Below are 11,830 nucleotides of genomic sequence, written 5' to 3' on the forward strand. Positions count from 1 at the left end.
CCTATTCCCCTTTGATGGCGGAATGCAGCCCGCGCAGCTTCATGTTCAAGAACGTCAGGCTGGTCTGAAAGTCGGAGGTGTTCTGCGAGAACAGCGCCTGCTCCACGCCCACTTCCACGGTGTTGCCGTCCTGCGCGGGGTGGTTGGGTATGCGAAAGAGCGCATCCCCATCGCCGCCCCAACCCAGCCCGGCTTGGCCGGCCGTGTCGGCGGTGCGGGCCATGGTGGCCGCAAAGTCAATGTCACGGGCCTGGTAGCCCGGCGTGCTGGCGTTGGCCAGATTGGAGGCCAGCCATTGCGTGCGCTCCGAGCGCACGCGCAGCGCCTGCGCATGCACGGAGAGCGCGGAGTCGAAATTCAGTGCCATTTCGCGAAGCCGCGCCCCTGCAGGCGACGCGACCCAGTGGTTACGATATTTGCGCAAGAGATATTTCTTGCGCTCTTTAAATCATACTATGCGAATGTTTCAGAGTGCTACTTTTCAATGCAATCTGATACACAACTGTTGAATTTGATTTTTTTCATAGCAAAACCCTCCTTCTATAGATTGATTTCAATATAAAAATCTCTTTAAAACATTGATAAACATATGAAAGATGCTCTTGTTTCAGCAAAATGTGTGCCAGTCGTATGATTTTCAGCGTAAATAATCGAGATGTTTGCACTTACACACTTTCAGTAAATAGGTTTGCAGCTTTTATAAAAATAGCAAATTAAATATCTTGTTTGCAATTGAAAAAACCATGATCACGGCCTGCGCCGCCTTTCTGCTGGCCGGCACCCCGGCCCTGGCTGCGGCGCCCGCCACGCCACCGCCAGAGCTGCCCGAGGCCGTGCGCAGCGCGGTCTATCGGCAGGTGCATGCGGCCTTGTTGCAGGCCCTGCCCGCAGCACAGCGCGAGGGCGCCCAGGTGCAGATAGGGTTCGGCGCAGCACGCGGCGCGGCACACCAGCCCTGCCCCGGCGGCTGGGAAATGGGCCCACTCAACCTTCGGTATCTGGCCCGGGTGACCGTGCCGCTGAGCTGCGAAAGCCAGCGCGGCAGCGTGGTGGCGCAGGTACAGGCCCGCGCACCGGTGTGGACGCTGCGCACCGATGTGCCGGCCGGACGGGCCCTGCGCGCCGAGGATTTGCAGCTGCAGCTACGCGAGCTGACCCAGCTGGAGGCGCTGCTGCCCGAGTCCGCCCTGCTGGGCGTGCAGCTGCGCGCCGACGGCCGGACCGGCCAGATGCTTGAGCCACGCGACATAGCGCGACCGGTGGTAGTGCGCAGAGGCGACAAAGTGGAAATTCGCGCCCAGGACGATGGCGTGCAGGTCAGCGTGGCCGGCATTGCCACCGCCAGCGGCAAGCTCGGCGAGACGGCGGTGGTGCGCAACGCCCGTAGCGGCCGCCCCGTCAAAGGTACGCTGATTGCCCCCGGGGTGCTGCTGGCGGGCAGCCAGGCGCCCAACGGCGGCGTTCAGGTCACTGCGGAATCTGGCGACTGATGCGCACCAGCTTTTGCGCATACTGCGGGTCGGTGGCGTAGCCGCCCTGGGCCAGCGCACCGGCAAAGGCCTGCACATCGTCACCCGAGCGCAGCGCCGCCTCATAGCGCGGGCTGTGGGCCAGCAGGCGCACATAGTCGGAAAAGGTGGCGTCGAGATCGGCGTACTGCCGAAACGGCTGGGACTGCGACACAGCCTGGCCGTTTTCGTATTCGGTGGTCTGCGCCTGAACGCGCTCGCCCTGCCAGCCGCTCAGGGCCTTGATGCCGAACAGGTTCAGGCTGTCCCGCCCCTGTGCATCGCGCACCGGGCGCTGGCCCCAGCCACTCTCCAGCGCGGCATGCGCCATCACCGAACGCGGCGACACTCCCAGACGTTGCGCCGCCTGGCGAGCCCAGGGGCCAATGCGCTCCAGAAATGCCAACTGCTCCGCGCGCAGAGGCGGGCCGGGCTGCGCGTCCTGCGCGCCTCCGACGGCGCTCGAGCGCTCGGGGCCATCCTTGCGTGCAGCCTGGCGCGCGGCCTGCAGCGCCAGCCAGCTGGCCTGGGGAGAGGCCAGGGCACTGGCAGCGCCACCGCCCTGGTTGATGAACTGCTGCACCTCGCGCTGCACATCCTGGCCCAGCGGGGTGTAAACCGCAGCGCCCGGAGCCTGAGGCATTCCTGGCACGCCGCCCATGGACGCAGCAGCCACGGCTGGCGACTGCGGGAAGGCGGGCAGCGCCGGCAGACCCGGCTGCGTCATGCGCTCAGAATGGAACATAGATATCCGGCTGGCTGCTGCCCGCAATCACGCCGCGCATCACCTCGGCCTGCTCCATGATGAGTTGGCAATTGCGCAGATTGCAGGCCTTGCACTCCTGCACCCGCGCCTGCAACTGCGCCCATAGCGCCTGCAGCTGCTGCTGCAAAGACGGTTGCAGCAGGGAAAACAGCGCCGTCATCGACAGCGCCGCGCCGGCGGGCAACAGAGCCCGGGCATGCAAGCTACGCTGCTGGCGCGTACCGTCCAGCTGCTGCACCTGGGCCGCAATCTGCCGTGCCACTTCTTCCATGGCAGCCGCGTCATGCCGCAACGCTGCGTGGAACTGGGTCTGCAGCAGGTCACGCAATCCGGCATAGGCGGCCAGGTCCTGCTGCATACCTCGGGCGATGTCGGCCCAGCGCTGGCGCTCCGTCAAACCGGAGCCCGCTTCGGACTGCATGCTCATGCCTGGCCTCCGTGGTGGCGCGCAATCAGCTGCGCCAGCTTTCCGGGATTGAAGCTGATGTCGCCGCGTGCCAGTGCATCCTTGATTTCGGCCACTCTGGCTGCATCCACCTCAGGCATGGCGGCCAATGCGGCCTGTGCGCGCTGCATGCGCGCGGCCTGGCCGCCCAGCTGCACTTCGGGAGCAGCCACGGCAGCCGCCGCGGGCAAAGGGGCGGCCGCGCCCTGCACCGTATCGCCCTGCACGGCCGCTGCACCGGCCGCCGGTGTCATGGGGGAGAGTTTCATTCTCGAGCCTCTGAGTTTGCTGCTTTGCATGATGACAGTTTTATGGCGCGCTCTGCGCGTTAGCCTTCACGGGCTGCAGCAGTAGATTACGCAGCGTCTCCAGCATGGGGGTATCGGCCGGTGTGCTCTCGAGCTCACGCGTCAGCGGCTCGCTCGCCGGCAGCTTGCCAAAGGTCTGATAGATGCTGCGAGCATGGGCCCGGGTGGTGACGAGCAGCTCCACGCGGCGGTTCACCGGAGCTTGGGGGTGCTCTGCGTCCAGCGGCGCCACTTCGGCCATCCCTATGACTTGCAGCACGCTGCGCTCGGGCATCCCGCCCACCAGCATATGGGCGCGCGCGGCCAGGGCACGCTGCATGGACAGCGTCCAGTTGGAGGCCGCAAACGCGTTGTGGCTGCTGAACTGCAGGGCATCGGTGTGCCCGGCGATCACCAGCTGGTTGTCGATCTCGCGGAACATGGGACCGATGCGGCGCAGCAGGCTGATGAATTGTGGCGTGGGCTCGGCACTGCCAAGCTTGAACATGCCGGATTTTTCGGTGTCGTGCACCATGATGCGCAGGCCTTCGGCCGTGACCAGCATGGCCAGGTTCTCGCCCAATCCCACCAGCGAGCCCACTTCGCGTACACGCTTCGAAAGCGCAGCGAGTTCTTCGGGCGACTCCAGCAGCTTCTTCACCTCCACCTGACCACCCGAGCGCTCCTGGACTCTTTCGGTCACGGGCTGGCGCGGGATCAGCTCGCCGGGCTGGTACTCGCCGATCATGCGTTCGCCCTGACCCTCGTAGCTCATCTTCTGCGCGCCACCACCGGCCATGGCCATCTGCAGCTCTTCCTTGTCGCGCGCCGCAAGTACCCACATCACCAGAAACAGGCACATCAGCGCCAGACAGAAATCTGCGAACGCGACTTTCCAGGCGCCGCCATGTTCGTCGTGCTGGTGCTTGCCGCCGCCTTTTTTGACGACGACCTCGCCATGCTCCTGTCCGGGCCGCTTAGCCACGAGCCGCTCCGCTGTCGCGACTGTTCATGTCGTTGATCCAGGTCTCCAGCAGCGCAAAGCCGGGCTTGCTGTTCAAGGGCACCAGGCGGCGGCCCGCGTCGATGGCCAGCAAAGGCGGCTTGCCCGCCACATGGGCGACCAGCACCACCTTGACGCACTCCATGGCCGACAGATGCTCCATCACGCGCTGCTTCATGAAGTTGCACAGCGGGTCCAGCACGCCATAGCAGAGGAAAATGCCGATAAAGGTGCCGACCATGGCTGCGCCCACCTTGACGGCGATCTCACCGGCCGTGGCGCCATCGGCCACATAGCTCATGGCCATCACAATGCCCAGCACCGCCGCCAGAATGCCGAAGCCAGGCATGGCTTCGGCGATCTTGCCCAGCGACTTGGCCGGTTGCAGCAGCTCTTCGTGAATGGCCTCCAGCTCCTGGTCCAGCACGCCTTCGAGCTCATGGCTGCTGATCTTGCCCATGGCCATCAGACGGAAGTTGTCCACGATGAAATGCAGCAGTTTGGTGTCTTCCAGCACCAGGGGATAGCGCTGAAAGAGGGTACTTTCGGCCGGCTTTTCCACATGGGCATCGAGTGCCTTGAGGCCATTGGCTGCCGTGAGCAGCAGCTCATACATCAGCAGCAGCAACTGGCGCTGGAACTCCACGGTCTGCTTGGTGCGCGACAGCACCTGGCGCAGCTGCAGCCAAAGCTCGGCCAGAATATGCTTGGGGTTGCCCAGCACCAGGGCTCCGAGGCCGGCACCGGCAATGATCATCAGCTCCATAGGCTCCCAGATCACTGCCAGCTTGCCGCCGCTGAGCAGGAATCCGCCAAAGATGGTGGCCAGCACAATGAAGATGCCCAGTAGTTGCAACATGCTCTGTATTTCCCTTGGTAGCGGCAGGTGGCTCAGGCCACCTCGAGCGCGGCGCGCATCTTGCGCAGCGCTTCCTTGTTGATCTGACAGACCCGGGCCTCGGACAACTCCAGCACCGCTGCAATTTCCTTGAGATTGAGGTCGTATTCGTAGTACAGCTGAATGACGCGCTGCTCGCGCTCGTTCAGTTGCGCCAGCACCTGTTCCAGCAGGTGGCGCTGCAGCACGGCGTGCTGCGGATCGGCAGCCGAGCTGGCCATGTCCATGCCCTGGCCCACCAGCTCGTCCAGGCTGGCCATGGCTTCGGCCGATTCAGCCTGCTCGTAGGCCAGATAGGCCTCATCATCCATGCCCAGAGCCTGCTGAATCTGCAGCGGCGTAGGTTCAGCGCCGAGCTGGCGACGCAACACCCGCACGGCATCGCGCGCCTTGTGCGCGCTCTGACGAACGGTTCGTGGACGCCAATCCTGGCGGCGCAGTTCATCGAGAATGGCGCCGCGCACGCGCTGGCGGGCATAGCCTGCAAACGCCTCGTCCACCGAGCCGTAGCGGCGCAGGGCTTCGAGCAGCCCCATCAACCCCACCTGAGTCATGTCGCTCTGGTCCATGACATCCATGGCCTGGGAGGCCAGCTGGCGCACCACGCGCTTGACCATGGGCAGGTAGGCCTGCAGCACATCCTGCTCCTGCTGCGGCGTCACCTGCACCGTGCCATAGGCAGCGCCGGCCTGCGTCCACGCATACCCGGCCAAAGCGGAGGCATCGCCATAGCTTGCGCATTCGTGCTGCAGCATAGGATGGGCGTCCCGACTTACTCGATGATCAGGCGCGAGACCATGACCTTGTCGAACAAGCGCAGGTCAGGATGACTGGCATAGGCCGCAACCAGATCGGCACTCAGCAGCTCGGTCCACTGATCAATGCTCATGCCCCTGGCCTGCATCAGCTCCACCTGGGACAGCGTGCGCACGGCAACTCCCTTGAGCATGGGCAGCTCCGCCTTCAGGGCTTTTTCGTGTGACTTGTCGGTGCGCAGCACCAGGTCCAGCGACATATAGCTGTTGCCCATGCGCTCGCCCAGGTCGGTCTTGAGCATGACCACGATCTTGTCCAAGGACACATAGCTGGCATGGCGCGGGTCCAGACTCGGGCCGCTGACCTCTGCCGGCTCCGCAACCGCCGCCGCCTGCTTCTGCCCCCACCACCAGACGCCGCCTGCAGCGCCCAGGCACAGCAAGACGGCAACCACGACTCCTATCACTACTTTTTTCATAGTCCTTCAGCCTTTATCTGCACCCAGGCCTTTATGCCTGCTGCTGCCAGACCTGCAGGGCCTGGCCGATCACATCGTCTTCCGCGGCCGCCGGCCAGGGCAGGGCCTCGTCACGGGCGCCTCCGCCCTGACCTGCGGCACCGCCGCTGTGCCGCCCCTGGGCCACGACCACGCTGGCTTCGCCGCTGCTGCGCGCCTGCAGCTCCTGGCGCAAGCCTTCGGCCAGACCTGCCAGCTGGCGGCCCACCTCGGCGTGAGAGGCCTGAATGAACACCTGCACCCCGCCTGCATCGTGCTGGATACGCAGCTCCACGCTGCCCCATTGCGGCGGATCCAGCCGCACCGTGGCCACATCCACACCTTGAGCCTGTTGCAGCTGAATGCGCTGCGACAAGGCCTGCATCAGCGGCTGCGCGGCCCGCGCGGTACTGGGCGTGGCTGCCGCTGTCGTGCGTGCAGCAGAGGTCACCGAAGCCACAGGCTCTGCAGCTGACAACGCTGGCGACTGCAGCGCCACCGCTTCTGCACCTTGGGGTGCAGCAGCGGGCAAGGTCCCGCCCTCTGCGGCCAGCGCGGTCACCAGACGCGCCGCAGCGGCAGCATGCGTCGGCGCCTGCTCGGCGAGCTTGGTCGCCACCACAGACTCTTTGCCATCACGTTGTGCCTGGACCGCTGCCGGACTGAGCGCGGCGACAGCCACGCTGAAGGATGGCTTCTGCGCTGCGCTGGACCCGGTAGACACCGAGCCGATATGGGCCTGCACCTCGGACTGCCAGGTCGGCGCAAAGCTAGCCAGCAGAGGCAGAGCATCTGCCGCTGCAAGATCTGTCGACTCCTGGGCGGAGGGATCCGTCTGCTCGCCATCGGCGGCCTCCGGCGGGGCGCCGATCTGAGCCGACAGCGCGGCCGCACCCAAAAAACCGGCCAGCTCAGCGAACATGACGGGCGGTGGTACGGCCGGCAATGCACTGGACTGCTCCAGCCCATTGCTGGCGATGGCGGGTGTGCCAGTCACACCGGCTGCGGCGGCAAGGGCCGCAGAGGATGCAGGCACGGAGATCGTCGGCATGGCATTCATGAAAATTGCTCCTGCCAGGCATAGGCTTTATGGGCTTCGTTGTGATGCTGTAGATCGCGCAGGCGCACCCCGGCTTCGTGCAATGCCTGCTTGCAGGCCGCATGGGCGGCAGCGTGAGCTGCGGCAAGCTCCTGCCATGCCACGCGCATTTCCTCATCTGCGGGCAACAGGGCCGGCGACCGGCTCGCCCAGTCGGCCGCCAACCGGTCCAGTTGCGCCAGGCACTCCCAGTCCTTAGCCGCACTCACCACCTGCAGTTGCCGGGCCAGCGCCAGCAAACGCTCTCGATCAGAGACGGGCATCCGCCATCCCTTGCCAGCCGGAGCGCAGCGTCTGCACGATGCCATGGACCTCATCCACCTTGGCGACATCCATGTCGAAACCCGCCTGATTCAGGCGCTGGGCGCAGAAGTCGTACAGGCGCGAGAGGTTCTCCACGACTTCATTGCCGGCTTCGGCCTCCAGCGCGCTGCCCAGCCCGGTCAGGATGTCGGCGCACTTGGCAATCGAGCGCGCCTTTTCCTCAAAGCGCTGCTGGGCGATATGCATGCGCAGGCGCGCCATCTCTTCGAGCAGGCCGTCCACCAGCATCAGCACCAGCTCCACCGGAGATGCCTGGGCGGTCTGTGCCACCGTATTGGCGGCGCGATAGTCGCCGTATCCGTCGTTCCAAAGGTTGTCGTTCATGGGTCTTGGGTTATGGGTCCTGCGCCCGGCTAGCTCTTGGACGACGGCGCGAACATCGAGCTCAGATAGTTCGAGGTATTGCTCATCGTGGCTTCCAGATTCGCCAGGGTCGTAAATTGCGTCAGATAGCGCTGATATGCCTGTGCATACAGCCGCTCGATGGTCGACTGGTCTTTGGTGTACTGCGTCAACTGCTTTTGCAAGCCGTCCTGACGAGTTTTCAGATAACCGGTGGAGCTATTGGTCCAGCTGCCCACATAGGTCTGCAGGCTGCCCAGCACGCCGGTGCGCTTGTACTCCAGAGTGTCGGTCTTGCCCAACAGGCTGGTCAGCGCATCGGGATTGGCTGCCACCTTCTTGGCGAACCGGTCAGAGTCCAGCGCGATCGTTCCGTCGCGCTGTGCGGAGATGCCGAAGTCCGTCAGACTGACGCCGTTCACAGTGCTGCGCAGCAGGCTGTTGAGCTGGTTGCGCAGACCGCGCACGCCGGAGTCCCCATTAAGGGCCCCAGCCGCCACACTGCCTTCTGCGGAGCCCGCCGCCGTCAGCTTGTCGATGGCCTTGACGAGGCTGTTGTAGGCATCGATGAAGCCCTGCATATTGGCCTTGGTCGCGGCCTCGTCCTTGGCGACGGTGACGGTGAAGGGCGAGGTCGTCACCTCCTTGAATTCCAGCGTCAGGCCTTCGATGCCGGTGTAGGTATTGGAGGCTTGGCGGATTTCCACTCCGGTGCCTGCACCCAATGTGAAGACCGCATCCTGGGCCTCGGACAGCTTCTGGCCTGCGACCAAGGCCACTGCGCTACCATCCTTTTTCTGCATCTTCAACTCAAAAGCATTCGCTTCACCGGTCTCGGTGCTGGTCAGCATCAGCTTTTGCTCGCCGCCCTGCGTCACCATCGACGCCGTGATCTTGCCTGCACTGGCCTGGTTCAAGGCACGGGCGATTTCGGTCACCGACAGCTTGCCGTCGCCGTTTTCATCGGCCTTATCCAGGTCTACCTGAACATAGCCTGCACCGCCCACGGCGGATACCACCATGGTCGCGTCCTTGGGATAGTCTGTATCGGGCGCCAGACCCAGATCCTGCATGCTGTAGAGCGTCTGCTGGGCCGTGGCCAGCTTACTCACGCCAAAGGTGTAATTGCCTGGCGCAGCGGCACTGGACACTGTCGCCGCTGCGGCGCTGCTGAGCGACACCGCCGCCGTCTGAGCGATCACGCTGCCCTTGCCGGACAGGCTGCTCAACGCTGTGGAGAAGCCCGACAGCGCCGATTGCAGCGATGTCAGCGCCGTGGTTTTGCTCTGCGTCTTCTTGGTGCTGGTATCCACCTGCGCCTGGCGGGCGTGGACGTAGCTTTCAGCCAAAGCCTTGGCGGTTGTAACCGGATCGTAGGTAGCCACTGTGTTCCCCTTGTATGCGTTCGCGAATGGACAGTGCTAGCGGTTTCCGGCGGCCTGCTGACGGGCCTGGCGCTGCCAGGCCTGACCAGCCAGTTCATCCATGGCGTTCTGCGCCTTGCGCTGCGCCAGCTGCGCCATGTCGGCGCGCGCCCGCTCCAGCACCGACTGCATGCTGTCGTGCTGGCGCAAGGCGGCCTGCATGTGCGCACTGGCCTGGGCATATTCGAGCTGCTGAACGCCACAGACGTCCTTGCATTGCCCGGCCATGTCCATCAACCCCGAACGGAAACCTGCTGCATTCGCATACAAGGCGACATTCCCATGCAATTTCTTCACCCCGGCGCTGTGCGCCATGCTGTGCAGGCGCTCCAGCTGGGATTGGGTCTTGACCAGCAGCGCCCGAGCCCGAGCGGCCTCGGCCATGGACTGCTGGGCGCGCTGATCCAGGACTTCCACATATTGCGCCAGGGCCACTACGGGCAAACTCATGCCAGCACCTCACCCAGCTGGGCCACACAGGCGGCAAAAGGAGCAGCCTCTGCCGTGCCCTGGCGCAAGAATGCCTCCAGCTGTGGCCAGCGCTGCACGGCCCGGTCGGTGCGCGCATCGGCGCCGGGCACATAGGCCCCCATGGGGATCAGCTCGCGCACCTGGGCATAACGGGCCTGCAGCTCCTTGGCCTGGCGCGCGGCCTGCAGATGGGCTTCGGAAACCACCAGCGGCATGCAGCGGCTGATTGAGGCCCCCACATCCACGGCCGGGTAATGTCCGCGCTCTGCCAGCTCGCGCCGCAACACGATATGGCCATCCAGAATGGCCCGCGCCGTATCGGCGATCGGGTCTTGCTGGTCATCTCCTTCGGCCAGCACGGTGTAGATGGCCGTCATGCTGCCCTCGCCGCGCTCGCCGTTGCCGGCGCTCTCCACCAGCTGCGGCAGCATGCTGAACACCGACGGCGGATAACCGCGCGTGGCCGGAGGCTCGCCCAGGGCCAGCGCAATTTCGCGCCGCGCCATGGCATAACGGGTCAGGGAGTCGAGCAGCAGCAACACATTCAGGCCTTGATCGCGGAAATGCGCGGCAATCGTGTGGCACAGCTCGGCCGCCATCATGCGCATCAGCGCCGGCTCGTCTGCCGGCGCCACCACCACGATGGCGCGGCGCATGCCCTCCGGCCCCAGGGAATGCTCAATGAACTCGCGCACTTCGCGGCCCCGTTCACCGATCAGGCCCACCACGATCACATCGGCCTCGGTGTGGCGCGTAATCATGCCCAGCAGCACGCTCTTGCCCACGCCGCTGCCGGCGAACAGGCCCACGCGCTGGCCACGCCCCAGCGTCAGCAGGCCGTTGATACAACGCACGCCCACATCGAGCGCCTGCTCGATCGGGCGCTTTTTGAGCGGATTGACCCTGGGCGGTTGCGCAGGCAGCAGACCGTCCCCAGTCAACCGCCCCAGCCCGTCCAGCGGCTCCGCCAGGCCGTTGATGACCCGCCCCAGCCAGCCCATGCCGATGCCCGGCTGCTGGCGTTCGGAATCCAGCGTCACGCGCGCCCCGGTTGCCAGGCCGGTGACCGGCTTGAGCGGCATCAGATAGGAGACGGCGCCGCGAAAGCCCACGACCTGGGCCGGCAACCATGCGCCAGCCTGCCATTCGATCTGGCAACGGGCAGCCAGCGGCAGGGCCGCACCCGTGCACTCCAGCAGCAATCCGGTGGCCGCATGCACGCGTGCCGCCGGCTGCGCCACCGGCACATCGTCGAGCTGAACGCTGCGCAGCGACTGCGCCAGTCCGATGCTGCTGCCTGCCGCCATGCCCGTGGTCACAAGGCCTCCGCTGGCTGCAGCTGCTCACGCACCTGTTCCATACAGGCACCCAGACGCTGCTTGCAGCCGGCATCGACCTCGGCTTCTCCCACGCGCAAACGGCATTCGCCGGCATCGAGAGTGCTGTCGGCCTGCAGCTTCCAGTCGGGCACGCGCGTGCTGTCCAGCTCCTGGATGCGCTGCAGATCGACCGGGTTCAGGTAGACCTGGACCTCGCCCGTGCGCTGGGGCATGCCCTGCAGGGTTTCCTCGACCAGCGCCAGAATCTGCGCCGGCTGCAGCGTCAGCTCGCAGCGCACCACCTGGCGCGCCACCCGCTCGACCAGGTCGATCAAATCCTTGCGCAGACTGGCCTCCCAGTCGGCATGCAACAGCTGCAGCTGCTGCTTCAGCTCCGTCACCGGCGCGCCCAGGCTCTGCAGCTCGTCACGCGCGCCCTGCAGGGCCTCGGCGCGACCTGCCTGAACGCCGGTTTGCAGCCCGGCCTCATAGCCGGCGCGCTCGCCCTCAGCCTGCCCCTGAGTAAAGCCCTGCGCGTGACCGCGCTGCACCGCCTGTTCATAGGCCTGAGCCAAGGCCCGGGCATCCTCCGGCCCCACGGCATCGCCAGCGGCGCTGCCGTCTGCGCCCTGCTGTGCGCGGTCGGCCTGCACCAGGTCCAAGGGCGGAAAATGATAGGGACGGTAAAGCAC

At 65.2% G+C, this 11,830-nt stretch carries 16 protein-coding genes; 1 reads left to right on the plus strand and 15 read right to left on the minus strand.

Going from position 1 to position 11,830, the window contains the following annotated elements; all coding sequences use genetic code 11:
• Position 1: 1 nt before the first annotated feature.
• Complete coding sequence (locus CTATCC11996_RS24370; protein ID WP_003081764.1) at positions 2–367, minus strand: flagellar basal body protein; 366 nt, start codon at positions 365–367, stop codon at positions 2–4.
• 376 nt (positions 368–743) lie between these two features.
• Between CTATCC11996_RS24370 and flgA the strand changes: the two genes are divergently transcribed.
• A complete protein-coding gene (gene flgA, locus CTATCC11996_RS24375) occupies positions 744–1,490 on the plus strand; it encodes a flagellar basal body P-ring formation chaperone FlgA (RefSeq protein ID WP_042438555.1) in 747 nt (248 codons plus the stop codon).
• Here the strand turns inward: flgA and flgJ are convergent.
• The 14 genes from flgJ to fliH are packed head-to-tail and all read right to left on the minus strand — an operon-like array spanning position 1,468 to position 11,830.
• Positions 1,468–2,253 carry a flagellar assembly peptidoglycan hydrolase FlgJ gene (flgJ, locus tag CTATCC11996_RS24380; RefSeq protein ID WP_003081768.1) on the minus strand — a complete coding sequence of 262 codons (786 nt, stop codon included), beginning with the start codon at positions 2,251–2,253 and terminating at the stop codon, positions 1,468–1,470. The genes flgA and flgJ overlap by 23 nt on opposite strands.
• A complete protein-coding gene (gene flgN / locus CTATCC11996_RS24385; RefSeq protein ID WP_003081770.1) occupies positions 2,240–2,701 on the minus strand; it encodes a flagellar export chaperone FlgN in 462 nt (153 codons plus the stop codon). Before flgN ends, flgJ begins: the two co-directional genes overlap by 14 nt.
• Complete coding sequence (gene flgM, locus CTATCC11996_RS24390) at positions 2,698–2,988, minus strand: flagellar biosynthesis anti-sigma factor FlgM (protein WP_034350341.1); 291 nt, start codon at positions 2,986–2,988, stop codon at positions 2,698–2,700. The genes flgN and flgM overlap by 4 nt, the downstream gene beginning before the upstream one ends.
• A gap of 40 nt (positions 2,989–3,028) precedes the next feature.
• Complete coding sequence (locus CTATCC11996_RS24395; protein ID WP_003081774.1) at positions 3,029–3,991, minus strand: flagellar motor protein MotB; 963 nt, start codon at positions 3,989–3,991, stop codon at positions 3,029–3,031.
• Positions 3,984–4,868 (minus strand): flagellar motor stator protein MotA, encoded by an 885-nt coding sequence (gene motA, locus CTATCC11996_RS24400; RefSeq protein ID WP_003081778.1) that lies wholly within the window; start codon positions 4,866–4,868, stop codon positions 3,984–3,986. The genes CTATCC11996_RS24395 and motA overlap by 8 nt, the downstream gene beginning before the upstream one ends.
• Positions 4,869–4,900: 32 nt before the next feature.
• Entirely contained in the window at positions 4,901–5,662 is a 762-nt protein-coding gene (locus CTATCC11996_RS24405; RefSeq protein WP_003081780.1) for a FliA/WhiG family RNA polymerase sigma factor, read from the minus strand.
• 17 nt (positions 5,663–5,679) lie between these two features.
• A complete protein-coding gene (locus CTATCC11996_RS24410) occupies positions 5,680–6,141 on the minus strand; it encodes a hypothetical protein (protein ID WP_003081782.1) in 462 nt (153 codons plus the stop codon).
• Positions 6,142–6,172: 31 nt separating this feature from the next.
• On the minus strand, positions 6,173–7,219 hold the full coding sequence (locus CTATCC11996_RS24705; protein WP_003081784.1) for a flagellar hook-length control protein FliK: 1,047 nt from the start codon (positions 7,217–7,219) through the stop codon (positions 6,173–6,175).
• Positions 7,216–7,521: a hypothetical protein gene (locus CTATCC11996_RS24420; protein WP_003081793.1), complete on the minus strand. Its 306-nt coding sequence runs from the start codon at positions 7,519–7,521 to the stop codon at positions 7,216–7,218. Before CTATCC11996_RS24420 ends, CTATCC11996_RS24705 begins: the two co-directional genes overlap by 4 nt.
• Positions 7,508–7,906, minus strand: a complete 399-nt coding sequence (gene fliS / locus CTATCC11996_RS24425) for a flagellar export chaperone FliS (protein ID WP_003081794.1) — start codon at positions 7,904–7,906, stop codon at positions 7,508–7,510. Before fliS ends, CTATCC11996_RS24420 begins: the two co-directional genes overlap by 14 nt.
• Positions 7,907–7,935: 29 nt before the next feature.
• Entirely contained in the window at positions 7,936–9,309 is a 1,374-nt protein-coding gene (gene fliD / locus CTATCC11996_RS24430) for a flagellar filament capping protein FliD (RefSeq protein ID WP_003081795.1), read from the minus strand.
• Positions 9,310–9,345: 36 nt separating this feature from the next.
• Entirely contained in the window at positions 9,346–9,798 is a 453-nt protein-coding gene (locus CTATCC11996_RS24435; protein WP_034350345.1) for a flagellar FliJ family protein, read from the minus strand.
• Positions 9,795–11,126 carry a FliI/YscN family ATPase gene (locus tag CTATCC11996_RS24440; protein WP_034350372.1) on the minus strand — a complete coding sequence of 444 codons (1,332 nt, stop codon included), beginning with the start codon at positions 11,124–11,126 and terminating at the stop codon, positions 9,795–9,797. The genes CTATCC11996_RS24435 and CTATCC11996_RS24440 overlap by 4 nt, the downstream gene beginning before the upstream one ends.
• A gap of 8 nt (positions 11,127–11,134) precedes the next feature.
• Positions 11,135–11,830, minus strand: coding sequence for a flagellar assembly protein FliH (gene fliH / locus CTATCC11996_RS24445; protein WP_034350374.1), 696 nt, complete (start codon positions 11,828–11,830; stop codon positions 11,135–11,137).

Origin of the sequence: Comamonas testosteroni ATCC 11996 (assembly GCF_000241525.1) — a bacterium.
Taxonomy (GTDB): Bacteria; Pseudomonadota; Gammaproteobacteria; order Burkholderiales; family Burkholderiaceae_C; genus Comamonas; species Comamonas testosteroni.

Bases quoted from the DNA above. Each gene is read 5' to 3' on its own strand.
- CTATCC11996_RS24370 (WP_003081764.1), bottom strand. From the start codon at position 367: ATGGCACTGAATTTCGACTCCGCGCTCTCCGTGCATGCGCAGGCGCTG.
- flgA (WP_042438555.1), top strand. From the start codon at position 744: ATGATCACGGCCTGCGCCGCCTTTCTGCTGGCCGGCACCCCGGCCCTG.
- flgJ (WP_003081768.1), bottom strand. From the start codon at position 2,253: ATGTTCCATTCTGAGCGCATGACGCAGCCGGGTCTGCCGGCGCTGCCC.
- flgN (WP_003081770.1), bottom strand. From the start codon at position 2,701: ATGAGCATGCAGTCCGAAGCGGGCTCCGGTTTGACGGAGCGCCAGCGC.
- flgM (WP_034350341.1), bottom strand. From the start codon at position 2,988: ATGAAACTCTCCCCCATGACACCGGCGGCCGGTGCAGCGGCCGTGCAG.
- motA (WP_003081778.1), bottom strand. From the start codon at position 4,868: ATGTTGCAACTACTGGGCATCTTCATTGTGCTGGCCACCATCTTTGGC.
- CTATCC11996_RS24405 (WP_003081780.1), bottom strand. From the start codon at position 5,662: ATGCTGCAGCACGAATGCGCAAGCTATGGCGATGCCTCCGCTTTGGCC.
- CTATCC11996_RS24410 (WP_003081782.1), bottom strand. From the start codon at position 6,141: ATGAAAAAAGTAGTGATAGGAGTCGTGGTTGCCGTCTTGCTGTGCCTG.
- CTATCC11996_RS24705 (WP_003081784.1), bottom strand. From the start codon at position 7,219: ATGAATGCCATGCCGACGATCTCCGTGCCTGCATCCTCTGCGGCCCTT.
- CTATCC11996_RS24420 (WP_003081793.1), bottom strand. From the start codon at position 7,521: ATGCCCGTCTCTGATCGAGAGCGTTTGCTGGCGCTGGCCCGGCAACTG.
- fliS (WP_003081794.1), bottom strand. From the start codon at position 7,906: ATGAACGACAACCTTTGGAACGACGGATACGGCGACTATCGCGCCGCC.
- CTATCC11996_RS24435 (WP_034350345.1), bottom strand. From the start codon at position 9,798: ATGAGTTTGCCCGTAGTGGCCCTGGCGCAATATGTGGAAGTCCTGGAT.
- CTATCC11996_RS24440 (WP_034350372.1), bottom strand. From the start codon at position 11,126: ATGGCGGCAGGCAGCAGCATCGGACTGGCGCAGTCGCTGCGCAGCGTT.